The organism is Streptomyces durocortorensis (genome assembly GCF_031760065.1).
Taxonomy (GTDB): domain Bacteria; phylum Actinomycetota; class Actinomycetes; order Streptomycetales; family Streptomycetaceae; genus Streptomyces.
Genome location: NZ_CP134500.1, coordinates 5,110,877 through 5,136,353 on the forward strand (window position 1 = coordinate 5,110,877; position 25,477 = coordinate 5,136,353).

Sequence of the window (25,477 nt, forward strand, 5' to 3'; positions counted from 1 at the left end):
ACGGCCCCGGCCCCCGCGGGTGCGGGGGCCGGGGCCGTCGGTCGAGCGGTACTGCGGCGGGGCGTCAGCTCTCGGTCGTCGCCGTTGCCTGGCCCGCCGGGCGGGTGGCGCGGCGGCGGCGCGGCTTCGGCTCGGCGGCGGCCTCGCTCACCACGGCCTCGGCCTCGGAGACCACGGCGGCCTCCTGGGTCGCGGTCGAGGTGACGCTCCGCGTGGCGCGGCGGCGACGGGGCTTGGCCTCCGCCTCGGCGGCCGGGGCCTGCTCGGCGGGCGCTTCGACGACGGCCGCCTTCGCGGTGGACCTGGCCTTGGACTTCGCCGGAGCCTTCGCCTTCGCGGGGGCCTCCGCCTCGGCCGGAGCCTCAGCCTTCGCCGGGGCGTCGGCCTTCTTCCGGGACCTCGTCGCCCGGGTCCGGGGCTCCTTGGCCTCGGCGGCCTCCGGGGTCTCGGTGCTCTTCGCCGCCTTGGCCCTGGTCCTGGTGGCCTTGGTCCCGGCGGCGGGCTCCGACTCGTTCGCGGACTCCGCCTTCGCCGTCTCCGGCTTCGACTCGGTCTTCGGCTTCGTGGTGCGGGCCGGGCGGCGACGCGTCCTCGGCTCCGGCTCCGGCTCGGCGGGCGGGGCGATCTGGAAGTCGACCTCGTCGGCCGGCTTCACGATCCGGGCGCGGCGGCGCGGCCTGACGGCCTTCGGCTCGGCGACCGGCTCCGCGATGCCCGCGGCGACCGCCACGGTCTGGAACTCGGCCGGGGCCGGGGCGGCCGGAGCCTGGGCGGCGGGCCGGTCCGTCTCCTCGGCCACCGGCTTCGCGGCGCGGCTGCGACGACGGCGCGGCTTGGACTCCGTCACCGCTTCCGCCGCGGGCTCCGCGACCGGCTCGGCCACGGGCGCGGCTTCGGTCACCGGGGCGGGCTCCGCCACGGGCGCGGCCTCGGCCACCGGGGCCGGTACCGCGGGGGCCTCGGCGACCGCCACAGCCGCCTCGGTGACGCCTTCCGCGGCGCTGACCCGGGTACGGCGACGGCGGCGCGGAGTGCGAGGGGCGTCGGGAGCCTCGTCACCGGCCGGTGCGGCCGGTGCGGCCTCCTTGGCCGGTGCGGGCACCGTCGCCGTACCCTCCTCGACGGAGGAGCCGCCACGGGTGCGGCGGCGCTGACGCGGCGTACGCGTACGGGGCTCGCGCTCCTCGCGGGCCGGAGCGGGGGCGGCGGACTTGCGGCCGCGGCCACCGGTCTCGCCGAGGTCCTCGACCTCCTCCGCGCGCAGCCCGGCACGGGTCCGCTCGGCGCGCGGCAGGACACCCTTGGTGCCCGCCGGGATACCGAGCTCCTCGAAGAGGTGCGGCGAGGTGGAGTACGTCTCCGGCGGGTCCGGGAACTTCAGGTCGAGCGCCTTGTTGATCAGCTGCCAGCGCGGGATGTCGTCCCAGTCGACCAGCGTGATCGCGGTGCCCTTGGCACCCGCGCGGCCGGTGCGGCCGATGCGGTGGAGGTAGGTCTTCTCGTCCTCCGGCGACTGGTAGTTGATGACGTGGGTCACACCCTCGACATCGATACCGCGCGCGGCGACGTCGGTGCAGACCAGAACGTCGACCTTGCCATTGCGGAAGGCGCGCAGCGCCTGCTCGCGGGCGCCCTGGCCGAGGTCGCCGTGGACCGCGCCGGAGGCGAAGCCGCGCTTCTCCAGCTGCTCGGCGATGTCGGCGGCCGTGCGCTTGGTCCGGCAGAAGATCATCGCGAGTCCGCGGCCGTCGGCCTGGAGGATCCGCGAGACCATCTCGGGCTTGTCCATCGAGTGCGCGCGGTAGACGTGCTGCTGGGTGTTCTTGACGGTCGTGCCCTCGTCGTCGGGCGACGTGGCGTTGATGTGCGTCGGCTGCGACATGTAGCGGCGGGCGAGGCTGATGACGGCACCGGGCATGGTGGCCGAGAACAGCATCGTCTGGCGCTTGGCCGGCAGCATCGTGATGATGCGCTCGACGTCGGGCAGGAAGCCCAGGTCCAGCATCTCGTCGGCTTCGTCGAGGACGAGCCCGCGGATGTGGGACAGGTCGAGCTTGCGCTGGCCCGCCAGGTCCAGCAGGCGGCCCGGGGTGCCGACGATCACGTCGACGCCCTTCTTGAGGGCCTCGACCTGGGGCTCGTAGGCCCGGCCGCCGTAGATCGCGAGAACGCGGACGTTGCGGACCTTCCCCGCGGTGAGCAGGTCGTTGGTGACCTGGGTGCACAGCTCACGGGTGGGGACGACGACGAGCGCCTGCGGCGCGTCGGTCAGCTGCTCGGGCTTGGCGCGCCCGGCCTCGACGTCGGCGGGGACGGTCACGCGCTCCAGGAGCGGGAGACCGAAGCCGAGCGTCTTGCCGGTGCCGGTCTTGGCCTGGCCGATGACGTCGGAGCCGGAGAGGGCTACGGGGAGCGTCAGCTCCTGGATGGGGAAGGGGGACGTGATGCCGACCGCCTCAAGGGCTTCGGCCGTCTCGGGAAGAATACCGAGGTCGCGGAACGTAGTCAGGGTGCTGCCTCTTCTGTGAGACGCGGTCCGAGGCGAACGCGGGGGGTCGTACCGTGCCGGGGTTGGTCATCCAGCCGTGGATGGGCCGGGTGGCGCGGGACCACTGCCGTCGCTCGAGCGCTCGTGCCGCTGAGGGGGCCCCTCATCTGCAGGTCGTACGTGTCGTACACACCGCGTGGAGGGCTGTCGGGTCGGAGCCGATCGGGCCACCGACCGGGCATCCTCATTCAAAGGGCGCGCCTCTGGCACAGCAGTGCTCAGTAGGCGCAATACCACTGTACCCCGGATTCGCGCATCTGTGTTGGGCGAATTCATCGGAACGGTATGACGCCGTCCTCTGACCAGGCCCTTCCGCCCGCCGCCGAGCGGGCTATCGTTCGGTTCATGGAGACGCCTGACCACGCCACTGACACCCCCGCCGAAGGCCCCGAAGCCACCGGAATCGCCGCCCAGGACTGGGCCACCGCGTCCGCCGAGCCGCAGTACCGCGCCGCGGTCGTGGACCTGCTCGGCGCCCTCGCCTACGGAGAGCTGGCGGCGTTTGAACGCCTGGCCGAGGACGCGAAACTCGCGCCGACACTCGGGGACAAGGCGGAGCTGGCGAAGATGGCCGCCGCCGAGTTCCACCACTTCGAGCGGCTGACCGAGCGGCTCACGGCGGTGGACGAGGAGCCGACCGCCGCGATGGAGCCGTTCGCCAAGGCGCTCGACGACTTCCACCGCCAGACGGCACCGTCCGACTGGCTGGAGGGCCTGGTCAAGGCGTACGTGGGCGACTCGATCGCGAGCGACTTCTACCGGGAGGTCGCGGCCCGGCTGGACAGCGACACCCGCTCCCTGGTGCTGTCCGTCCTCGACGACACGGGTCACGGGAACTTCGCCGTGGAGAAGGTGCGCGCCGCCATCGAGGCCGACCCCCGGGTCGGCGGGCGGCTCGCGCTGTGGGCCCGTCGACTGATGGGCGAGGCGCTGTCGCAGGCCCAGCGGGTGGTCGCCGACCGCGACGCGCTCTCGACGATGCTGGTGGGCGGTGTCGCGGACGGCTTCGACCTGGCGGAGGTGGGCCGGATGTTCTCCCGGATCACCGAGGCCCACACCAAGCGGATGGCCGCCCTGGGGCTGGCCGCCTAACACGCCTCCGTGCTCCCGGCCCCGCTACTGGGCCGCCGCCGACCGGGTGAGGCGGCGGCCGCGTGGACGGATCAGGAGCGACAGCGTCACCGCCCCGACGGACACGGCCCCGGCCAGCGTCACCGCCACATGGCCGGGGCCCAGCGCCGCATGCGTCAGATACGCGCCGAAGAGGGCGCCCAGCGCGCCGGTGGGGTACACCGCACGGCCGGACGGGAGCCGGTCGGCCAGTGATCGGAGCGCCACCCAGGACAGGGCCAGTCCGAGCACGGCGGAGCCGAAGGATTCCCAGAGCACAGAGGATCACCTCGCGGGGGTGTGCGGGGCGGGCAAATCGGTCGTAGCCGGTACTACCCCTCGCCCACGGAGGGCAACCCTCCAGTGACCCCTTCCGACCCGCGCGGGTAGGTGCGCCCACACAGAAGCGGCCCGGCGGGAACTCCCGCCGGGCCGCTTCCGCGATCCGTTGACCAACGCGTCCCGTGGACTACAGCGCGCCGAACCCCACCCGCCGGGCGGTGGGCTCGCCGATCTCCACATACGCGATCCGGTCGGCCGGCACCAGAACCTTGCGGCCCTTGTCGTCCGTGAGGCTGAGCAGCTCCGCCTTGCCGCCCAGTGCCGCGGCGACCGCGCTCTCGACGTCCTCGGCGGAAAGCCCGCTCTCCAGAACGATCTCGCGGGGCGTGTGCTGCACCCCGATCTTGACCTCCACGGCTATGTCCCTCCGACGGTCAGTCCCTGCGCGGCGAACCGCGCCGTACGCAGCCACATTAGCCCGGCGGAGGCGGCGTTCACGGCCCGACCGGCAACGCCCGCAGCGAACACGGCGTCACCCGCCTTCCGCCGCCGGGCTCAGTGCTGCTCGGCGCCGTGCAGCGGGAAGCCCGCGATGCCCCGCCAGGCCAGCGAGGTCAGCAGCTGCACCGCCGTGTCGCGCGGGATGCTGGAGCCGCTGGAGAGCCAGTAGCGCGCCACCACCTGGGAGACACCGCCGAGGCCCACCGCGAGCAGCATGGACTCGTCCTTGGACAGGCCCGTGTCCCCGGCGATCACGTCGGAGATCGCCTCGGCGCACTGGAGGGAGACCCGGTCGACCCGCTCGCGCACGGCGGGCTCGTTGGTCAGGTCCGACTCGAAGACCAGCCGGAAGGCGCCGCCCTCGTCCTCCACGTACGCGAAATAGGCGTCCATGGTGGCCTCGACGCGCAGCTTGTTGTCCGTCGTCGAGGCCAGTGCCGTGCGGACGGCCTGGAGCAGCGACTCGCAGTGCTGGTCGAGGAGGGCGAGGTAGAGGTCCAGCTTCCCGGGGAAGTGCTGGTAGAGCACGGGCTTGCTGACTCCGGCCCGCTCGGCGATGTCGTCCATGGCGGCGGAGTGGTAACCCTGCGCGACGAAGACCTCCTGCGCGGCGCCCAGCAGCTGATTGCGTCGGGCGCGGCGGGGCAGCCGGGTGCCCCGCGGGCGCGCCGCCTCTGTCTGCTCGATGGCTGTCACGCCGCCTCCCAAATGTGTGTTCCAGCACAGCCGATCCGTACACGCCGCGCCGCACGGCCATCGTACTTTTGGGTAACCCGGGTATGCGCGGCGCGGACGCAGAATTTCACGGACCGGACGGCTGTGGAAGCCACAGTTCTCCCTGGTCGCGAGCAAACCGGGGCGTACTACCGGTAATCGTCCTCGTCGAGCGGGATGACCCTGCTCTGTTCCGCGACGTCGGCCTCGTTCGCGGTGGCCGGATCGAAACCTTCCACCCGTTCGTCGTCCTCGGGCCGGATATCCGCCCGCTGTTCCGCGAAATCAGCCTCCGGGGCCTCGGGGCCCGCTCCGTCCGGCTCGGAGTCCGTGAAGGTGTCCGGGTCGCTCGGGTCGACCGTCATGGGGTGGCTCCCTTCCTTTCCTTGAAGCGTAGGAGCAACACTCCTACCCCGCGATGTGGCCCTGTGACGGCGAACACATGAATCGCCGCGTGATCGTCTCGTAACATTGCCGCATGTCTTCGACCGAGCTGCCGGGTACCCGAGCCGCCGCCGCAGCGGTGGCTCCCGCGGCCAGTGCCGTCCGTGTCGCCGAGGGCGAGCGGCTGCGCTCCGTGTCGCTGCCGGGGATCGGTCTGAGCATCCGCTGCCGGCCGGGCGACCGCACCGGGCTGCCCCCCGCGCTGTACGTGCACGGGCTAGGCGGCTCCTCGCAGAACTGGTCGGACCTGATGCCGCTACTGGCCGACGTGGTCGACGGCGAGGCGGTCGACCTGCCCGGGTTCGGGGATTCGCCGCCGCCGGACGACGGCGATTACTCCGTCACCGGACACGCCCGTGCGGTGATCCGGCTGCTCGACGCGGAGGAGCGCGGGCCCGTCCATCTGTTCGGCAACTCCCTGGGCGGTGCGGTCGCCACCCGGGTCGCCGCGGTCCGCCCCGATCTGGTGCGCACCCTCACCCTGGTCTCGCCCGCACTGCCCGAATGGCGGGTGCAGCGCCCCGCCCTGCCGACCGGCCTTCTCGCGGTGCCGGGAGTCGCTTCCCTGTTCGCCCGGCTCACGAAGGACTGGACGGCGGAGCAGCGGACCCGCGGAGTCATGGCACTCTGTTACGGCGATCCGGCGCGTGTCTCCGAGGAAGCCTTCCGCAACGCGGTGGCCGAGATGGAGCGACGACTGGAGCTGCCGTACTTCTGGGACGCCATGACGCGTTCGGCCCGGGGCATCGTGGACGCCTACACCCTGGGCGGACAGCACAGGCTGTGGCGCCAGGCCGAGCGGGTGCTCGCACCGACCCAGCTCGTGTACGGCGGACGGGACCAGCTCGTCTCGTACCGGATGGCACGCAAGGCGTGCGCGGCCTTCCGCGACGCCCGGCTGCTGACCCTGCCCGAGGCGGGGCACGTGGCGATGATGGAGTACCCGGAGGCGGTCGCCCAGGCGTTCCGGGAACTGCTGGACGATTGCGGCGGGAGCTGATCCGGGGCGTGGGACGACACAGCCGAAAGGGCTCCAAGGCCACCCGCCCGGACGCCGCAGCGGCGGCTCCGGGCGGCGAACGCGCCGCTCCCCGCCCCGCACCCGGCACCGGCCGGCGCAGGCGGACCGGCCCCGCGCCGACCGGCGACGGGCGCTCCCCGTTCTCCCCCGACGCCCCCCAGGTCCGCGGCGGCCACCCCGAACAGCGCGAGCCGGGCGGCGGCTGGGGGACCGGCCCGCAGCCCCGTCACGGGGACGGCTACGGCTCCCCGGGCGCGCAGCCCCGCCCCGGCGACGGCTCCCCCACGGGGGGCGGGTCCCACGGCCTCCCGTATCCGCCGCACCAGCACCCCGCCCCGAACCGCCGCCCCGGCGCCGTGCCGTACGCTTCCGGCCCCCACGGCCCCGTGGCGCACCAGGAAGCCGCGGCCCGGCAGCAGGCCGTGGCGCGCCAGGTGTCCGCCCAGCGGGCGGCCCAGCGCGCCGCGGACGGCCGGGTGGCGCAGCAGCCGGCCGCCGGGCCCCCGGTGCCGGGCCCGCGCCGCGAGTTCGTCGACGCCTTCGACGAGGAGTCGCCCGATTCCGGCGTCGCCACGTCGTCGGCCGCCGACGGCGCCGACGGCGATGCGGGGGAGCCGGACGAGCACCGCGCGCCCCGGGGCGGCAAGGGGCGGACCTTCACCGGCATCGCCGCCGCCGCGGTGACCACTGTGCTCGCGGTCGTGGTGGCGGGGCAGGTCGCCGAGGACTCCGGCGACCGCTCGTCGGCCGCGCGCGCCGCCGACGTGGAGCGGCAGAGCGGCAGCGGGGAAGCCTCCCGCTCCGACCCCCGGCCGACCCCCCGGCAGCCCTCGGCCAAGCCCGAGGTCAAGCCCCTGTCGTACGCGGACAGGATGGCGAAGCCGTATCCGCTCGACCCGGACCTGAAGGCGAGCGGCACGTTCCAGGCGGTGCCCGGTCTGGCGAAGGCCCCCGGAAAGGGCCACAAATACCGCTACCGGATCGATGTGGAGAAGGGACTCTCCCTCGACGCCGGTCTTTTCGCCGAAGCCGTCCAGAAGACGCTGAACGACGACCGGAGCTGGGCGCACAACGGTGCGATGACCTTCGAGCGGATCTCCTCGGGGCACCCGGACTTCGTGATCACGCTCGCCAGCCCCGGGACCACCGGCGAATGGTGCGCCAAATCCGGCCTGGACACCACGGTCGACAACGTCTCCTGCGACTCCGCCGCCACCGACCGCATCATGATCAACGCCTATCGCTGGGCGCGGGGCGCCGCCACGTTCGGCCCGGACAAACTGCTGCCGTACCGTCAGATGCTCATCAATCACGAGGTCGGCCACCGACTGGGCCACAACCATGTGAGCTGCCGCACGCCCGGCGCCCCGGCCCCGGTGATGCAGCAGCAGACGAAGACCCTGGAGCTGGGGGGCATCAAGTGCAAGCCGAACCCCTGGGTGTACCCCGGTAGCTGATCGAGCCCTGTCCGCATGGCGAGACGGCCGTCCTGTCCCGCTGCGGCGGCGGTCCGACCCGGCGAGGTGCGATCCGGCCCGCGGGCGCGAAGGCCGCCGTGGTCTTCCGGGACCCGCTGTCCTCGCTCGGGCCGCCGCTGCCCGGTCGGTGACCGGATCGCCGAGGTGTACCGGGTCCACCGCCCCGTCCCCGTGTTCGATGCGGCCCGCCGGACGGCCCGCAAGGAGCTGGCCGGGGCCTGACTCTCCGTAATAACCGACCGCTGTATCGCGACGGAACGCTACGGGGGCGGGAAAGTTACGACGGTTCACCCCTTTCGGTGGCGCGATGGACAACCGTCCGTCGCGCCACCGGCGTATCCGCTTACGGTCGTCCCGCTGTGAGTCGCCGTTCCAACGGCGGCCGCCCACAAGGGAGATCGGGGGTGTACTCGTGCGGATCGGACTGCTCACCGACGGTGGCTATCCGTATGCGACCGGTGAGTCCAGACTCTGGTGCGACCGACTGGTGCGCGGGCTGCCGCAGCACGAGTTCGACCTGTTCGCCCTGAGCCGCTCCGCCCACCAGGAGGCGCAGGGCTGGGTCCGACTCCCGCACCAGGTCAGCCGGGTGCGTACCGCCCCGCTGTGGACCCCCGAGGACGGCACCCTGCGCGGCAGCGGCGAACGCGGCCTGCTGGCCCGTCTGGTGACCGGCGGCGAGCAGTCCTACGGGCGGCGCGACCGCGCACGGTTCACGGACCACCTCACCGCCCTCGCCGCCGCGATCTGCACCCCCGACGACACCGGCGGAGCCCCCGGGACCGGCCCCGGCGCGGAGCTCTTCACCGAAGGCCTCTACGGTCTGGCCGAACTGGCCCGGGAGCGCGGCGGACTCCACCTCGCCCTGCGCTCGGAGACGACCGTACGGATTCTGGAGGCCGCCTCCAGGGCCCGGGGCACCGGCCGGACCGTGCAGAGCGCCACCGTTCCCGACCACCTCGTCTTCGCCGCCGAGCTGGAACGCGCGCTGCGCCCCCTCTCGCTCGACTGGTACGACCAGGAGAGCCTCGGCGCGGTCGACCTCTGCCATGCGACCTCCGGCGGCGCGGCCGCCCTCCCGGGGCTCCTGGCCAAACGCTTCTTCGGGGTTCCGCTGCTGGTCACCGAGCACGGGGTGCAGCTGCGCGCCCACTATCTGGCCGCCTCCGACGCCCCGTTCGGCGCACCGGTGCGCGCCCTCCTCGCCGGATTCCACGGGCGTCTCGCCACCGAGGTCTACCGCCAGGCGGCGCTGGTCACCCCCGGCAACACGCATGTCCGCCGCTGGCAGCAGCGTTGCGGGGCCGACCCCGCCCGGCAGCGCACGGTCTACCCGGGCATGGCCGCCGAACGCTTCGGCCCGGTCGGTGAGGACGCCGAACGCTTCGGCGCGGCAGGCGCGGGCGGCCCCGCAACGCTGGTCTGGGTCGGCCGGATCGAGCCCGCCAAGGACCTGATCGCCCTGCTCCACGCCTTCGCCGAGGTCCGCCGCGCCGAGCCCGGCGCCCGGCTGCGGATCTTCGGCGCCCCGGCCCCGGGCCTTGAGGGGGGCGCCTATCTGGCCCACTGCCGGGCCCTGGCCGCCCAGCTCTTCCCGGACGAGGCCACCGGCGCGCACACCGAGGGCGTCTGCCCGGTCACCTTCGAGGAGATCGGCGGGCCCGAGGTCCCCGATCTCGCCGAGGCCTACCGCGCGGGCGGCGTGATCGTGCTGTCCAGCGTCGTCGAAGGCTTCCCGGTCAGCCTCGTCGAGGCCATGTTCTGCGGCCGGGCCACCGTCTCCACCGACGTCGGAGCGGTCGTCGAAGTCATCGGCGGCACCGGCCTGGTGGTGCCCCCGCGCAACCCCAAGGCGCTCGCCGACGCCTGCGTGGCGCTGCTGCGCGACCCCGAGCGCCGGGCCCGCCTGGGCGCGGCGGCCCGGGCCCGAGCGCTCGAACTCTTCACCGTCGAACAGAACCTCGCGGCATTTCGCGGCATTTATCTGGAGCTGATGTCACACACTCCGGTGCGCCGGGAGGCCGACACGGTGAACGCCCACGGCGACCCCCTCCTCTTCGCCACCCCGCCAGAGGCCCGCCTCCTCGGCCCCTGGACCCGGGCGGGGCGCCTGCCGGACCGCTCCGGCGAGCCCGAGGGCGTCTGCGCGGCCTCCGGGGGACCGGGGGACGGCGATGCGTGACCACTCGACGCTTCACGACCACGGAGACCAACCCATGCCCCGTCCGGACGACCAGGCCACCGCCACCGCCCCTCCCGCCCCGGCCGCATCCACCGCCGCCCGCCGGGGGCCGGTCGACCCGGTGAAGTCCCTGATGCACGACCACCGGGACCTCTGCGAACGGGCCGTGGACCCCTTGGAGATCGCCGCCGGACTCGAAGCCCACGGCCTCACCGACCGCACCGCCGCCCGCTACCGCCACCGAGACGTCTTCTCGCTCGCCGAGGAGCTGTACGCCCGCATACCGCCCCGTACGAAGGAGCCCGCCGTGAGCGGACCCCCGGACGCCGGGCCGGACACCGAGGCGCGGGCCCTCTGGACGCTCCTCGCCCTGCTCCCGGGGGCCGCCTGCCTGGCGACCGCCGGGGTGCTCCGGCTCACCGAGGGCGTGCTCGGCGGCGGGACGCGGGCCCTCGTCACCGTGGCCGGTGCCCTCCTGGCCTGCCTGGCGCTCCGGCTGTGCCTGAGCCGCGGGCCCCTGCGCGCGCCGGAAGGAGCGGGCCGCGCGGGGATGTACGGCTGCTGGCTCCTGAGCTACGCGGTGTACGGCGAGGAGCTGCTCGCCCAGGTCATGACCGGCGGCCCGGACGGTCCGTGGGACGGCACCCCCGCCCCGCTGCTCGGGCTCGCCGCCGCCATCGCCCCGGCCGCCTGGTGCGCCCACCTCTTCGCCGTCCACGCCCACCGCAAGCTGACCGGCAGCCGTGCCCTGGAGGAGTTCGGCGCGGGAGTGCGGCCCCTGCTCCTCGCGGCCGTCGCCCTCTTCCTCGCCGCGCTGCTGCCCCTGCTGTACCTGGCCGACCTCGGCCTCGACGGCAACGGGACGCCCGCCGCGGCAGCCGCCCTCGGGGTCCTGTTCTTCGTCGCCCGGCTGCTCGCCGCCCACGGACTGCCCGAGCCCGGCACGGTCGCGCTCGCCGCCGCCTGCGCCGTCGAGGCCGCCGCCCCGGCCCTCGTCCTCTCCTCCCGGCTGCCCGGACTCGAACCCCTCGCCCAGCCCGTGAACGCCCTCGTCTCGGCAGGCGGGACGGGGGCCGTGCCCGCCCTCGCCTGCGGAGCAGCCGCACTCGGGCTGCTGCTGCACGCCTCCCTCGCCCTCTCCCGCGCCTCCGCCCACACCCGTACCTGAACCGCTCCCTCACCACGAGCGCCCCACCGCACACCCCCCACCGCACCACTCCCGCGGAGCCGACGCCGCGGGCCTTCCCAGCACCGCACGAACCGACTGACTGACCTAGGAGAAACCCGCCATGACCCCCCAGTCCCCCGCACCGGCAGTGAGCCGTCGGCACCGAGGCGGTGCGCGATGAGGGTGCTGCTGCTCGGAGCCAACGGATTCCTCGGCCGCTTCGTCGCCGACCGCCTGCTCGCCGACCCCGCCGTCCACCTCACGGCCCTGGGCCGCGGCGACGACGCCGACGTCCGGTTCGATCTCGCGGGCGGCAGCCCCGGGGCGCTCACCCGCTTCCTGGACGCCGTCCACCCCGGGGTCGTCGTCAACTGCGCGGGCGCCACCCGTGGCAACGCCCGCGACCTCACCCGCCACAACACCGTCGCCGTCGCCACCGTCTGCGAGGCGCTGCGCCGCAGCGGCTGCGGGGCCCGGCTCGTCCAGGTCGGCTGCGCCTCGGAGTACGGGCCCTCGCAGCCCGGCTCCTCCACCGCCGAGGACGCCGTGCCGCGCCCCGGCGGCCCGTACGGCGTCAGCAAGCTCGCCGCCACCGAGCTGGTCCTCGGCTCCGGTCTCGACGCCGTCGTGCTGCGGGTCTTCTCGCCGGTCGGGCCCGGCACCCCGGCGGGCTCCCCGCTCGGCAGGCTCGCCGAGGCGATGCGCCGGGCCATGCAGGCGGGCGACGGCGAGCTGAAGCTCAGCGGCCTCGGCGTGCAGCGGGACTTCGTCGACGTGCGGGACGTGGCGCGGGCCGTCCACGCCGCCTCGCTCTCCGCCGCCCAGGGCGTCGTCAACATCGGCACCGGACGGGCCGTCCGCCTCCGTGACGCGGCCGCCGTCCTGGCGAGAGTCGCCGGGTACGCGGGCGCGCTCCACGAGCTGGACACGCCCCCCGCACGCCTGCCCATCGGGGCCCCGCGCACCTCCGCCGAGTCCGTCATGGAGCACCTCTCGGCCACCCCGTCCCCGTATCCGGACGGGTGCGGCGCCTGGCAGCAGGCCGATGTCCGCACCGCGCGGGACCGGCTCGGCTGGCGGCCCCGGATCAACCTGGAGGAGTCGCTCGCGGACATCTGGATGGAGGCGGCGTGCCGCATCTGACCGCTCCCGACGCCGCCCGCCGGACCGCGGGCGGCGAACAGCTCGGCTTCGGCGTCCCGGGCTACGCCCACCCGCTGCTCGCCCCCGCCGAGTGGGCCGAGCTGGTCCGCCCCGGCACGCCGCTGCACTGGGCCGTCCTCAACATCGCGGAGGGCCCCGGCTGCCGGCCCGACCCGCACTGCCTGGCGGCGGCGGGCAGGCTGCGCAACGCCCGGGAACGCGCCCTGCACGGCGGGGCCCCGGACGACACCGTCCGGGCCTCCGGCGGCAGGCTGCTGGGCCACCTCGACCTGGCCTTCGGCGAGCGGTCCTTCGGCGATCTGATCGCCGACGCCCGTGCCTTCATCGACTGGTACCGGGTCGGCGGCTTCTACCTCGCCCGCTGCCCGGCCGAGCGGGCCGGGCTGCCGGACGTCCGCCGTCTCACCGGCACGCTCCACGCCCTGCTGGCGGAGAGCGACAGCGCGGACGGCGGCGGCCGCCTGGTCCTGGGGCACGGGACCCATCCGTACCCCGGTTACGCGGAGGCCGCCGACCAGCTGGTCACCTTCCAGGGCCCCTGGACCGACTACCGCTGGTCACAGGTGGCCGAGTGGACGGCGGACTACCCGCCCGAGCGGTTCGCCCACTTCGTCCACGGTGTCCCGCGCACCCACCTGGAGGAGGCCATGCGCATCGCCCGCTGGCAGGGCGCCGGGACGATCTTCTTCACCGACCGGGACGGACGGGACGGACGGAACGGGCAGAACGATCCATTCGCGGCGCTGCCCAGGTACTGGGACGAAATCGTCTCGCGGATCGGACCTGGTATCTCGGAATGAGAAGGGGCGTGGCAGTGTTACCGGAAGAACAACCGTACGTAGTCGATGTGTGCGTAGTCGATGTACGTAAATCCGACCACCTGCATTGTTGAGGTTCCTGTGTCGCTGCCACCCCTGGTCGAGCCAGCCGCTGAGCTCACCGTCGACGAGGTCCGCAGGTACTCCCGCCACCTGATCATCCCGGATGTCGGGATGGACGGACAGAAGCGCCTGAAGAACGCCAAGGTGCTCTGTGTGGGCGCCGGCGGACTCGGTTCGCCGGCCCTGATGTACCTGGCCGCGGCCGGTGTCGGCACGCTGGGCATCGTCGAGTTCGACGAGGTCGACGAGTCGAACCTCCAGCGCCAGATCATCCACAGCCAGGCCGACATCGGCCGGTCCAAGGCGGAGTCCGCCAAGGACTCCGTGCTGGGGATCAACCCGTACGTCAACGTGGTCCTTCACGAAGAGCGGCTTGAGGCCGACAACGTGATGGAGATCTTCGCGCAGTACGACCTGATCGTGGACGGCACGGACAACTTCGCCACCCGCTATCTCGTCAACGACGCCGCGGTGCTGCTGAACAAGCCGTACGTCTGGGGCTCGATCTACCGCTTCGACGGCCAGGCCTCGGTCTTCTGGTCCGAGCACGGCCCCTGCTACCGCTGCCTCTACCCGGAGCCCCCGCCGCCGGGCATGGTCCCCTCCTGCGCCGAGGGCGGCGTGCTGGGCGTGCTCTGCGCGTCCATCGGCTCCATCCAGGTCAACGAGGCCATCAAGCTGCTGGCCGGCATCGGCGACCCGCTGGTCGGCCGCCTGATGATCTACGACGCCCTGGAGATGCAGTACCGCCAGGTGAAGGTCCGCAAGGACCCGAACTGCGCGGTCTGCGGCGAGAACCCCACCGTCACCGAGCTCATCGACTACGAGGCCTTCTGCGGCGTCGTCTCCGAGGAGGCCCAGGAGGCGGCGGCCGGAGCCACGATCACTCCCAAGCAGCTCAAGGAGTGGATCGACGGCGACGAGAAGATCGAGATCATCGACGTCCGCGAGCTGAACGAGTACGAGATCGTCTCGATCCCGGGCGCCAAGCTGATCCCGAAGAACGAGTTCCTCATGGGCACAGCCCTCCAGGACCTCCCGCAGGACCGGCGCATCGTCCTGCACTGCAAGACGGGCGTCCGCAGCGCCGAGGTCCTCGCGGTCCTCAAGTCGGCGGGCTTCGCCGACGCGGTGCACGTGGGCGGCGGCGTGATCGGCTGGGTCAACCAGATCGAGCCCGAGAAGCCGGTGTACTAGACAACCCGTTGGGGAGGAGGGGCCGGTCCGCGCACTGCGGACCGGCCCCTTCCACATGTTCGTACCGCTACCCGCAGGTCGTACCGTCCGCCGGGACCTTCCCGTCCAGGAAGTAGCCGTCCACCGCCGACGTCACGCAGTCGTTGCCGCCGTACGCCCCGTGCCCCTCGCCGTTGTTGGTGAGCATGACGCCGACGCCCTTGCCCAGCTCGTCCGCCATCCGCTGTGCCCCCTCGTACGGGGTGGCCGGGTCGCCGGTCGTCCCGACGACGAGGATCGGGCCCGCGCCCGGGGCGCTCGTCTCCGGGGTGTCGTGCTCCCCCTCGACCGGCCACCGCGCACACCAGCCCGCGGTGTCCCAGGCGAGGAGCGGGCCGAAGACCGGTGACAGCCGACGGAACTCCGGCAGCAGCGCACGGGCCTCGTCCAGGGTGGGCCTGGCCTTGGTGTCGGCGCAGGAGATCGCCCGCTGGGAGTGGCTCTGGGTGTCGTAACGGCCCTGCTCGTCCCGCCCGTTGTACGAGTCGGCGAGCCGGAGCAGGCCGTTGCCGGTGCCGTCGTCCTCCGCCTCTTCGAGGGCGGCCGTCAGGGCGGGCCAGCCGGACTCGGAGTACAGCGGGGTGACGATGCCGGTGATGGCGAGGGATTCGCTCAGCTCGCGGCCGCTGTCGGTCGGCAGCGGGCTCCTGTCGATACGGGCCAGTAGCCGGGCTATGCGCTCGGTGCCCGCCTTCGGGTTCTCGCCGCGGCTCCTGAGGTAGTTCTCCAGGGCGCGCTGGAAGCCCGTGGCCTGGTTGCGGGCGTGCCCTATGCCGTCGGCCGTGGGGTCGATGACCGCGTCCAGCACCGTGCGTCCCACGTTCCGCGGGAAGAGGTGCGCGTACGTACCGCCCAGCTCCGTACCGTAGGAGAAGCCGAAGTAGGACAGCTTGTCGTCGCCCAGGACATGCCGGATCAGGTCCAGGTCGCGGGCGGCGTTGGACGTGCCGACATGGGGGAGGAGTTTGCCGGAACGGCGCTCGCAGCCCGCGCCGAAGTCCGCGGCGTCCTTGACGAACGCGGCCTCCTCCGTCGCCGTGTCCGGGGTCAGGTCGATGCTGCGGTGGGCCTGCTCCTGCTCCTCGTCGGTGCGGCAGCGCACCCCGGAGCTGGCCGCGACCCCGCGCGGATCGAACCCCACCAGGTCGTAGCGGGTGTTGAGCTTTCCGTACGCTTCCGCCGCGCGCGGCAGTATCTCCACGCCCGAACCGCCCGGGCCGCCGAAGTTGAACAGCAGCGAACCGAGCCGCCGCCCCTTGTCGCGTGCCTCCTTGCGGATCAGGGCGAGGGAGAGGGTGTCCCCGGACGGCTTCGCGTAATCCAGCGGTACGTCCACGCGCGCGCAGCGCCACGCGGACCCCGGGGCCCCGCCGCCGCGCGGAGCCTCGCAGAGCTCCCAGTCGAGGCGCTGGGAGGTGAGGGCGGAGGGCAGGGCGGGCGTCCGCGCGGTGTCCTTCGGGCCCGTCGGAGCGGGAGAGGCGGACGAGCCGCCGGGGCGGCCGTCCGCCGGTGCGGCGGCTTCCGGCGCCGTCCCCGACAGGGCACAGCCGGCGAGCAGTACTGTCGCGAGGAGGACTGCTCCCGCTCGAACGGCGGCCCGATGGGCCCGTCGGTGCGCGCGCATGGTCCGGCTCCCCTCCCCGAGCCCCGAAGCCGGTGAAGCGCCGGGCGCCTGCATTGTTCCGCCATGCTAGTCGGCGCCTCTGACAGACCGTCGGGCCAGACCGTCAGAGCGGGCTCCCGGGGCGCGATCAGCCGCAGACCGTGCCCGACTTCGGCACCGTACCGTTCAGCAGATAGCCGTCGACCGCCCGCTGCACACACGCGTCGTTGCTGTTGTAGGCCCCGTGGCCCTCGCCCCGGTACGTCAGCTCGACGCCGACGCCCTCGCCCAGCTGCTGCACCATCGCCTTCGCGCCCGCGTACGGGGTCGCCGGGTCGCCCGTGTTGCCGATGACCAGGATGGGCGCGGCCCCGGGCGCGCTGACGTCGGGGGTCTCCCAGGCACCCGCGACCGGCCAGCCCGTGCAGCCCATCAGGCCCCAGCCCAGGTAGTCGCCGAAGAGCGGGGAGGCCTTGCGGAAGGCCGGCAGTGCCGCCTTCGTCTGCTCCAGGGTGAACCGCTGCTTGCTGTCGGCGCAGTTGATGGCGAGGTTGGCCGCGTTGGAGTTGTCGTACTGCCCGTCCTGCGAGCGTCCGTTGAGCGAGTCCGCCAGTGCGAGCAGCAGCCCGCCGTTCCCGCCGCCCGCCTCGTCCAGGCCCTGTTCGAGCAGTGGCCAGGTCTCCTTGGAGTAGAGCGCGGAGGCGATGCCGGTGGTGGCCAGCGTCTGCGTCAGCGCGCGGTCGCCCAGCCCGTCGATCGGCTGCTCCTCCAGCTCGGCCAGAAGGTCCGCGATCCCCTGCTCGACCTCCTGCGGGGTGGCCCCGGGCAGCGCGCAGTCGTCGCGCTCGGCACAGTCCTCGGTGAAGTTGTCCATGGCGAGCTGGAACCCCTGGGCCTGGCCGAGGGAGGACTGTTCGGCGTTCTTCGTCGGGTCGACCACCGCGTCGAAGACCGCCCGGCCGACCTTGTCCGGGAAGAGGTGCGCGTAGACGCCGCCCAGCTCGGTCCCGTAGGAGATGCCGAAGTAGTGCAGCTCGTCGTCGCCCAGCACCGTCCGCATCAGGTCCATGTCGCGGGCGGCGTTCGTCGTGCCCACGAAGGGCAGTTCAGGGCCGGAGTTCTCCTTGCAGTCCGCGATGAAGTCCTTCTGCCCCTGCACGAACTGCTCCTCCTCGGCCGCGTTGTCCGGCGTGGAGTCCTCCTGATAGAGGGCGTCCAGCTGGGCGTCGTCCGCGCACTCGACGCCCTCGCTGCGGCCGACCCCGCGCGGGTCGAAGCTCACCAGGTCGTACCGGGTGCGAAGCGTGTCGTACTCCGTGCCGAAGGCGGGCAGCGTCGCCACACCGGAGGCGCCGGGCCCGCCGAAGTTGAACACCAGCGAGCCGATCCGCCGCGCCTGGTCCCTGGCCTCGGCGCGGACCAGCGCCAGCTCGATCGTGCGGCCGTCGGGCTTCGCGTAGTCGAGCGGCACGTCCATGAAGGAGCACTCCCACACCGCGCCGCCGGGCAGCGGGGACGGGGACTCGCCGCCGCCCTGGGCCGTGTTCGGGGCCGGACACGGCGACCAGTCGAGCTTCTGGGAGGCCAGTTCCCGGGCGGTGGCGGACGGCGAGGCGGTCGAGGCCCCGGTGGGCGTCGAGGAGCCGTCCCCGTCGTCGCCGTCCGAACAGGCGGCCAGCGGCAGCAGCACGGTGGCGGTGGCGGCGAGGGCGGCGGCGCGCAGGGCGGGGGAAGTCCTCATGACCCCATCGTGCGGCGGGCCGCCGGGGAGCGCGGCCGGGCGCGGTCCATGCGGGTGGCGGTGCACACCCGGCGGGCCACGGCCCCGGCGGCCGACGAGGACTGCCGGCGCACCCCGGTCGGCCGCCGACGAGGACTGCCGGCGGACTGCGTGCCGCCGCCCTCGACGACTACAGCTCGCCCTTGCGCGTCAGCTGGTTGAAGGCGATCCACCCCGGCAGCACCGGCAGCCACAGCGTCATCACGCGGTACAGCAGCACTGCGGGCGCCGCGACCTCGCTCGGCAGTCCGACCGCGATCAGGCCCAGCGTCAGGGCCCCCTCGACCGCGCCCATACCGCCCGGCGTCGGGGCGGCCGAGCCGATCGCGTTCCCGGCGAGGAAGACCACCGCGATGCTCGCGTAACTCAGCTCGGGGACGTCCGGTCCGCTGAACGCCCGGATCGAGGCGTCCAGGCAGAGCACGAACAGGCCGGTCAGCAGCAGCATGCCACCGATGCCGGTGAGCAGCTTCTGCGGCCGCTGGACCACGTCCAGCATGCGCGGCACGACCCCGGCGAACAGCGAGCGCACCCGGGTCACCACGAACTTCCGCAGGAACGGGACCGCCGTCACCACCAGCACCAGCACCGCGACCGTGAGCAGACCCGCGATCACCGTCCGGGACGGGGTCAGCGAGTCCGGGGTCCTCTCCGTACCGGTGAGATAGCCGAACAGCGCCAGCAGCATGACGTGGGCGCCGAGCCCGAAGAGCTGGGAGGCCCCGACGCTCGCCACCGCGAGTCCGGGGCGCACCCCGGCGCGCTGGAGGAAGCGGGTGTTCAGGGCCACGCCCCCGATGGCGGCCGGCGCGACGATCTTCACGAACGAGCCGGCCACCTGCGCCTGCACGGTCTTCAGGAACGGCACCCGCTCCGGCACGAAACCCAGCAGGCTCATGGCCGCCGCCACGTAGCTCAGTGCCGAGAAGCCGAGGGCCGCCGCCACCCAGCCCCACTCCGCCTGCTCCACGACCGCCCCGAAGTCCGCCTGGGTGACCTGGGAGATCACGAAGTACGCGGCGATGGCCCCGGCGATGAAGCTGAAGAGGGTGCGCGGTTTGATGCGCTCCAGCCGCACCGGTTCGACCGGCGCCTGCGGGCGGATCAGGAGGACCTGGCGGCGGATCTGGGCGAGCAGATCCTCATCACGGGCCTCCTCCAGCGCCTCGTCGATGGCCCGCTTCTCGGCCTGCTTCTCGGTCCGGTGGGACTTGCGCCCGGCCTTGCGGTCCGAGGTGTGCTCGCCCCCGGCTCCCTCGGCCCTCGTCCGCTTGGCCGTCTGTGAGGCCTCCACGGCCGATTCCCGCTCGCGCTGCGAACGCTCGCGCGCGATCCGGCGCAGCGCCGCCCGGGTGGACCGGCTCAGCGCGATCGGCTGGAGCAGCGGCAGACAGTCCGCCACGGCGTCCGGACCGAGCACGGCCAGTGCCCCGGCGACGGACCGCTCGGCCCCCACCCGCAGCCCCAGCGTGGTCAGCAACTGGGCCACGTCCATGCGCAGGACCAGATCACCGGCCGCGATCTCGCCGCCGCGCAGATCCGTCACGAACGCCTTGCCGGAACGATCCACCAGGAGGGCGTCACCGGTCAGCCTGCGGTGCGCGATCCGCCGCGACTGGAGGGCCTTGACCTGACGCCAGGCGCTGCGCACCAGATCGTCGGTGATCTCCACGTCCTCCATCGCGTCCAGCGACCGGCCGCCAATGTGCTCGTAGACGAGCATCACCGCGTCGGGCCCCAGCTCGGAGGTGGCGATCAGCTTGGGCGCGTTCGCCCCGGCGGCGATCGCCGCGTACGCGAGGAGCGCCTCCTGCTCCAGCGCCTGGCGCAGCGACTGGATGGAACGCCGCTGGGTGATCCCGCGCAGCGTGAGCCGTCGCCAGGCCCGGTAGAAGAACCCCTGGGCCTGCTGCTCGCGGTCGACGACGGTGACGTCGAGCGGCGGCCCGTCCTCCAGGGTGACCAGATAGCGCCGCCCCCGGTCGCCCTGGTCGACGCTGTCCTTGTCGTCCCTGTCCCGGTCCGGGGTGTCCTCGGCTCGCATCGCCGCGATCGGGCGGAAGCCGACGTGCCGCAGCCCCGCCATCAGGTGCTGGCCGGTCGGGCGGACGTTCGGCGAGCCGACCGCGTACAGCGTGCCGTACGCCACCGTCCAGCCGATCAGGACGGTCAGGATGATCGAGAACGGGGTGGTGTACCCGCCGACGAGCATCGCGAACGCGTCGAGCAGCAGCACCATCCACAGCACCACGCGCCAGCGAGGCCGCCGCGCCATGCCGACCGCCGTCATGTACGCGATGACCGGCGCGAGATAGCCGTGCACCGGGTCGGTCAGCCCGCCCGTCGTCTGCGGCTGGGTCAGCGCGTCCTGGATGGTGCCGGGCGCGGTCCGCGAGACCCACAGGTCGGTGGCGAGGGTCACCCCGTGGGCGAGGACCGCGGCCAGTACGCCGTCCGCGATGCGCAGCCCGTCCCGTTTGATCAGGCGCTCGATGGCGAAGGCGACGGGCACCAGCAGCACGGCGATGCTGGACACCAGACCGGCGATCTTGATCAGCAGATCGGGCGCCTGCTCGGTGCCCTTGGAGATGTCGTCCTCAAGGCCGGTGGTGGTGCCCTGGGCGAAGGCGGCGATCGAGAGCAGGACCGCGATCGCGAACACCCCGATGAGCAGCCGCATCAGGTCGGAGGGGCGGTGGACCCGGGCGGGCAGCAGCGGTTCGTCACCGGAGACCCGGTCGCTCAGGGCGGCATCGGCGGAAGCCAGGGTCGAACCGGTCAGATGGCCGGAACCGGAGACGGACGTGGTGGGGCCGTCGGCCCGGGGAACTCCGGAGCCCGCGGACGCTCCGGAGTCCTCCGGAGCGCTCGACGAGCGCTCCCCGGCATCAGAGGCGTCCGCCGCCTTCGGTGGCTGCACGCCCTGCTCCTTCGTCGCCTCTGGTTCGTCTTCGTGGTCTCGTATCACCGGTCACCGCCCGCACGATGGTGGCACGGCCCGTAGACAGAGGGGGGCATCAGGGTGCATTGCACGGGCGCGGGAAGCGCAACATACGCTCCTTTGCACCTGTGCGCACGCTGTCCGCCCGGACCGCCACCGTTCCGGGCGGGCTGTCGGTGGCGTACGGCAGGATGGGGCGGATGAGCCAGGACCAGACGGGCGGAGGCGGACCCGGCACCGCGCCGACCGGCCCCGAACTGCCGGATTACGCGGAGCGTGTCCTCGACGTCGCCGATCTGATCCCGCCCGGCCGGGTGATGACGTACGGCGATGTCGCGGAGTGGCTGGGCGAGGGCGGGCCCCGCCAGGTCGGCCGGGTGATGGCCTTGTACGGCTCCGCCGTGCCGTGGTGGCGCGTCGTCCGGGCCGACGGGACGCTGCTTCCCGGCCATGAGCTCCGCGCGCTGGAGCACTACCGCGCGGAGGGTACGCCGCTCCGTGCGGCGTCCCGGCAGTCGGAGGGGCACGTGCCGCGCCTCGACATGCGCCACGCCCGCTGGGACGGCACCGGCGCGGACGGACCCGGGCACGAGCAATCTCACACCTGACAGCGTCCGCTCCCGGTGCGACAAGGGGCGCGTCGCACGTGATGCACGTGATGCACGTGACGTGCATGACGCACGTGACGAGAGACGCAGCGCAGCCGCTGCCTCGCGCGCCGCCGCTGGCGTAGCGTCGTGTTCGCGCGGCACGCTCCGCCCCTTTCCTCGACTGCTTTGACCGCTTTCGCTGCCGTGACCGCCTTGGCTGTCCCGGCTGTCCCGACCCTGTTCCTCATCACCTGTACACCCACCAGGACCGGCGATCCACGTGAGTACCTCCTCCACCCGGCACAGTCCGCACCGTGAGTCACGGCCGCGGACCACGAGCGCGTACCGGCTGGTGCGCACTCCGCCCGGGTCCGTGGATCCCCCCCTCCTGGACGCAGGTCAGCGCGCGGTGGTTGATCACCCCGGCGGTCCGCTGCTGGTCCTCGCCGGACCCGGCACCGGGAAGACCACCACCCTTGTCGAGTCCGTCGCCGCCCGGGTGAACCGGGGCGGCGACCCCGCCCGCATCCTGATCCTCACCTTCAGCCGCAAGGCGGCCGTCGAGCTGCGCGACCGGCTGGCGGCCCGGCTCGGCGCGGCGCGCGGCCCGCAGGCGACCACTTTCCACGCCTACTGCTACGCCCTGGTCCGCGCCCACCAGGACGCCGACCTCTTCGCCGACCCGCTGCGCCTGCTGTCCGGGCCCGAGCAGGACGTCACCGTCCGCGAGCTGCTCGCGGGCCAGCTCGACCTGGAGAAGGAGGGCCTGGCCCATGTCCGCTGGCCCGACGAGCTTCGGGCCTGCCTGACCACCCGCGGTTTCGCCGACGAGGTGCGCGCGGTGCTGGCCCGCAGCCGTGAGCTGGGCCTCGGCCCGGACGCGCTGGCCGCCTTCGCCCGCCGCACGGGCCGCCCGGACTGGACGGCGGCGGCCCAGTTCCTCGCGGAGTACCTCGACGTCCTCGATGCCCAGGGCGTCCTGGACTACGCCGAACTGGTGCACCGCGCGGTCCTGCTCGCCGAGCGCCCCGAGGTCGCGGCGCAGCTCGCGGGCGCTTACGACGCGGTGTACGTCGACGAATACCAGGACACCGACCCCGCGCAGGTGCGGCTGCTGCACGCGCTGGCGGGGAACCGGGGGCGTGCGCCGGGCGGTGCCCGGGGGCGCGGTGAGGACACGCGCGGCGGCCGGACGCTGATCGCCTTCGGCGACCCCGACCAGTCCATCTACACGTTCCGGGGGGCTGACGTGAACGGCATCCTCGACTTCCCGGACACGTTCCGCCGGGCCGACGGCACTCCCGCGCCCGTGGGCGTCCTCACCACCTCACGGCGCTCCGGCTCCGGACTGCTCGCGGCGACCCGGCTGCTCACCCGCCGGATGCCGCTGACCCGGCTGCCCGCCGACACCGTCCGCGCCCACCGCGAGCTGCACGCCGTCCGGGAGGGCGGCCGTGTCGAGACGTACACCTACCCGACCGCCTCCACGGAGCTGGAGAACATCGCGGACCTGCTGCGCCGCGCCCATCTGGAGGACGGGGTGCCGTGGCAGGAGATGGCGGTGCTGGTACGGGCCGGGGGCCGCTCGCTGCCCGCCGTCCGCCGCGCCCTCACCTCGGCGGGCGTCCCCCTGGAGGTCGACGGCGACGACCTTCCGCTCCGCCACGAACCGGCCGTCGCTCCGCTGCTGACGGCGCTGCGAGCGGTGGCGACGGCTGCGCTGCGCGACCGTCCCGTGGAACCGAAGCCGGGGCTGGAGCCGGAACCGGCAGTTCAGCCGAAGCCGGAGCCGGAGCCGCAACCGGCAGCTCAGCCGGAGCCGGAACCACAACGAGCGGTTCAGCCGGAACCGGAGCCGGAACCAGAACCGCAACCGGCAGAGGCTCAGCCGGAGGAAGGGCCCGCCCCCTGGCTCGACACCGAGACCTCGCTCGCCCTCCTCACCTCCCCCCTCGGCTCCATGGACGCGGCCGATCTGCGCCGCCTCGGCCGGGCCCTGCGCGACGAGGAACGGGCCGCCGGAATCCGGGTTCCCGCCCCCTCCGACGCGCTGCTGGCCCGCGCCCTGGCCGAGCCCGAGCGGCTCGTCACGCACGATCCGGCGTACGCCCACGGAGCGCAGCGCCTCGGTGCGCTCCTGCGCAAGGCCCGCGAACTCCTGGCGGGCGGCGGCACTGCCGAGGAAGCCCTGTGGACCCTGTGGAACGGCACCCCCTGGCCGCGCAGGCTGGAGGCGGCCGCGCTGCGCGGCGGGGCGGGCGGGCGCAACGCCGACCGCGATCTCGACGCGGTGTGCGCCCTGTTCGAGACGGCGGCCCGCGCCGAGGAGCGCACCGGCGGGCGCGGGGCCCTCAACTTCCTCGAAGAGGTCGACGCGCAGGACATCGCCGCCGACACCCTCTCCCGGCGGACCGCCCGCCCCGACGCCGTACGCCTGATGACCGCCCACCGCTCCAAGGGCCTGGAGTGGCGGCTCGTCGTCGTCGCCGGGGTCCAAGAGGGGCTCTGGCCCGACCTGCGCCGCCGGGGCTCCCTTCTGGAGGCGGACCGGATCGGCCACGACGGCCTCGCCGAGCCGCTGACGCCCGGGGCGCTCCTCGCCGAGGAGCGCCGGCTCTTCTACGTCGCCGCCACCCGCGCCCGCGATCGCCTGGTCGTCACCGCCGTGAAGGCTCCCGCCGACGATGGCGACCAGCCCTCCCGCTTCCTCACCGAGCTGGGCGTGGAACCCCGCGAGGTCACCGGCCGCCCGCGCCGCCCCCTCGCCGTCGCCGCGCTCGTCGCGGAGCTGCGCGCCACCACGGTCGACCCGGCCGCGTCCGACGCCCTGCGCGAGGCCGCCGCCCACCGCCTCGCCCGGCTCGCCGCGCTCACCGACGACGAGGGACGGCCGCTGGTGCCCGCGGCGCACCCGTACCGCTGGTGGGGCCTGGAGGAGCCGACCCGCTCCGTCGTCCCCCTGCGCGACCGCGACCAGCCCGTCACCCTCTCCGGCAGCGCCCTGGACCAGCTCGCCAACACCTGCGCACTCCAGTGGTTCCTGGGCCGCGAAGTGAAGGCCGACGCCCCGGCCACCGCCGCCCAGGGGTTCGGTAACGTCGTCCACGTACTCGCCGACGAAGTCGCATCCGGCCGTACGCCCGCCGATCTCGACGTCCTCATGGAACGCCTGGACTCCGTCTGGAACGGCCTGGCCTTCGACGCCCCCTGGAAGTCCGAACAGGAGAAGGACCAGGCCCGCGCCGCCCTGGAACGCTTCCTGCACTGGCACGTCCTGGACCGCGCCGGCCGCACGCCCGCCGCGAGCGAGCACGACTTCGACGTGACCCTGGAGGCGGGCGATTACGCCGTACGTATCCGGGGCTCCATGGACCGGGTCGAACAGGACGCCGAGGGCCGGGCGTACGTCGTCGACTTCAAGACCGGCAAGGGCGCGCCCACCAAGGATGAGGTGGCCGCTCACCCCCAGCTCGCCGTCTACCAGCTCGCCGTCCGGGAGGGCGCGGTCGACGAGGTCTTCGACGGAAAGCGCCCCGAGCCGGGCGGCGCGGAACTGGTCCAGCTCCGTCAGCCCGCCCCCAAGAAGGAGGGCGGCGACGCCTTCCCCAAGGTCCAGGCCCAGGAACCGCTGGCGGGGGAGTGGGTCTCCGACCTGCTCGCCACGGCCGCCGGAAAGGTCCTGGACGAACGCTTCACGCCCACCACCGGCACCCACTGCACGCACTGCACGTTCCGCGCCTCGTGCAGCGCGCAGCCGGAGGGGCGGCAGGTGGTGGAGTAGGGCCTTTCGTGGGCATCGGCCCGGGTTGTCAGTGGCTCCGGTTACCGTTTCCC

General features: G+C 73.5%; 18 protein-coding genes. 10 read left to right on the forward strand and 8 right to left on the reverse strand.

The window, feature by feature from the left end:
• Positions 1-64 precede the first annotated feature (64 nt).
• Positions 65-2,419, reverse strand: a complete 2,355-nt coding sequence (locus RI138_RS22805; RefSeq protein WP_311122983.1) for a DEAD/DEAH box helicase — start codon at positions 2,417-2,419, stop codon at positions 65-67.
• 474 nt (positions 2,420-2,893) lie between these two features.
• Between RI138_RS22805 and RI138_RS22810 the strand changes: the two genes are divergently transcribed.
• Complete coding sequence (locus tag RI138_RS22810; RefSeq protein ID WP_096632994.1) at positions 2,894-3,640, forward strand: ferritin-like fold-containing protein; 747 nt, start codon at positions 2,894-2,896, stop codon at positions 3,638-3,640.
• Positions 3,641-3,664: 24 nt separating this feature from the next.
• On the opposite strand, the gene RI138_RS22815 is transcribed toward RI138_RS22810, so the two are convergent.
• From RI138_RS22815 to RI138_RS22830, 4 genes are all read right to left on the reverse strand, one after another.
• On the reverse strand, positions 3,665-3,937 hold the full coding sequence (locus tag RI138_RS22815; protein WP_311121413.1) for a hypothetical protein: 273 nt from the start codon (positions 3,935-3,937) through the stop codon (positions 3,665-3,667).
• A 190-nt stretch (positions 3,938-4,127) separates the two neighbouring features.
• On the reverse strand, positions 4,128-4,355 hold the full coding sequence (locus RI138_RS22820; protein ID WP_093693231.1) for a DUF3107 domain-containing protein: 228 nt from the start codon (positions 4,353-4,355) through the stop codon (positions 4,128-4,130).
• Between the two features lie 140 nt (positions 4,356-4,495).
• Complete coding sequence (locus RI138_RS22825; protein WP_311121414.1) at positions 4,496-5,137, reverse strand: TetR/AcrR family transcriptional regulator; 642 nt, start codon at positions 5,135-5,137, stop codon at positions 4,496-4,498.
• Positions 5,138-5,304: 167 nt separating this feature from the next.
• Complete coding sequence (locus tag RI138_RS22830; RefSeq protein WP_096632990.1) at positions 5,305-5,520, reverse strand: hypothetical protein; 216 nt, start codon at positions 5,518-5,520, stop codon at positions 5,305-5,307.
• A gap of 113 nt (positions 5,521-5,633) precedes the next feature.
• Between RI138_RS22830 and RI138_RS22835 the strand changes: the two genes are divergently transcribed.
• The 7 genes from RI138_RS22835 (at position 5,634) to moeZ (ending at position 14,690) form a co-directional block, all read left to right on the forward strand.
• Entirely contained in the window at positions 5,634-6,599 is a 966-nt protein-coding gene (locus RI138_RS22835) for an alpha/beta fold hydrolase (protein WP_311121415.1), read from the forward strand.
• A gap of 8 nt (positions 6,600-6,607) precedes the next feature.
• Complete coding sequence (locus tag RI138_RS22840) at positions 6,608-8,077, forward strand: DUF3152 domain-containing protein (RefSeq protein ID WP_311121416.1); 1,470 nt, start codon at positions 6,608-6,610, stop codon at positions 8,075-8,077.
• 433 nt (positions 8,078-8,510) lie between these two features.
• Entirely contained in the window at positions 8,511-10,280 is a 1,770-nt protein-coding gene (locus tag RI138_RS22845; protein WP_311121417.1) for a DUF3492 domain-containing protein, read from the forward strand.
• A 34-nt stretch (positions 10,281-10,314) separates the two neighbouring features.
• Complete coding sequence (locus RI138_RS22850; RefSeq protein WP_311121418.1) at positions 10,315-11,448, forward strand: hypothetical protein; 1,134 nt, start codon at positions 10,315-10,317, stop codon at positions 11,446-11,448.
• A 177-nt stretch (positions 11,449-11,625) separates the two neighbouring features.
• Complete coding sequence (locus RI138_RS22855) at positions 11,626-12,591, forward strand: NAD-dependent epimerase/dehydratase family protein (protein WP_096631801.1); 966 nt, start codon at positions 11,626-11,628, stop codon at positions 12,589-12,591.
• The gene (locus tag RI138_RS22860) at positions 12,579-13,412 is read left to right on the forward strand and encodes a spherulation-specific family 4 protein (RefSeq protein ID WP_311121419.1); all 834 of its coding nucleotides are present in this window, start codon (positions 12,579-12,581) and stop codon (positions 13,410-13,412) included. Before RI138_RS22855 ends, RI138_RS22860 begins: the two co-directional genes overlap by 13 nt.
• Positions 13,413-13,511: 99 nt before the next feature.
• Positions 13,512-14,690: an adenylyltransferase/sulfurtransferase MoeZ gene (gene moeZ, locus RI138_RS22865; RefSeq protein WP_096631804.1), complete on the forward strand. Its 1,179-nt coding sequence runs from the start codon at positions 13,512-13,514 to the stop codon at positions 14,688-14,690.
• A gap of 67 nt (positions 14,691-14,757) precedes the next feature.
• Here moeZ and RI138_RS22870 read toward each other — a convergent pair whose 3' ends face one another.
• From RI138_RS22870 to RI138_RS22880, 3 genes are all read right to left on the reverse strand, one after another.
• Entirely contained in the window at positions 14,758-16,353 is a 1,596-nt protein-coding gene (locus RI138_RS22870; protein WP_311121420.1) for an alpha/beta hydrolase, read from the reverse strand.
• A gap of 127 nt (positions 16,354-16,480) precedes the next feature.
• Positions 16,481-18,073, reverse strand: coding sequence for an alpha/beta hydrolase (locus RI138_RS22875; RefSeq protein WP_311121421.1), 1,593 nt, complete (start codon positions 18,071-18,073; stop codon positions 16,481-16,483).
• Positions 18,074-18,242: 169 nt separating this feature from the next.
• Positions 18,243-21,032 carry a lysylphosphatidylglycerol synthase domain-containing protein gene (locus tag RI138_RS22880; protein WP_311121422.1) on the reverse strand — a complete coding sequence of 930 codons (2,790 nt, stop codon included), beginning with the start codon at positions 21,030-21,032 and terminating at the stop codon, positions 18,243-18,245.
• 221 nt (positions 21,033-21,253) lie between these two features.
• Between RI138_RS22880 and RI138_RS22885 the strand changes: the two genes are divergently transcribed.
• Positions 21,254-21,661 carry an MGMT family protein gene (locus RI138_RS22885; RefSeq protein WP_311122984.1) on the forward strand — a complete coding sequence of 136 codons (408 nt, stop codon included), beginning with the start codon at positions 21,254-21,256 and terminating at the stop codon, positions 21,659-21,661.
• A gap of 262 nt (positions 21,662-21,923) precedes the next feature.
• Entirely contained in the window at positions 21,924-25,424 is a 3,501-nt protein-coding gene (locus tag RI138_RS22890) for an ATP-dependent helicase (RefSeq protein WP_311121423.1), read from the forward strand.
• The last annotated feature ends 53 nt before the right edge of the window (positions 25,425-25,477 follow it).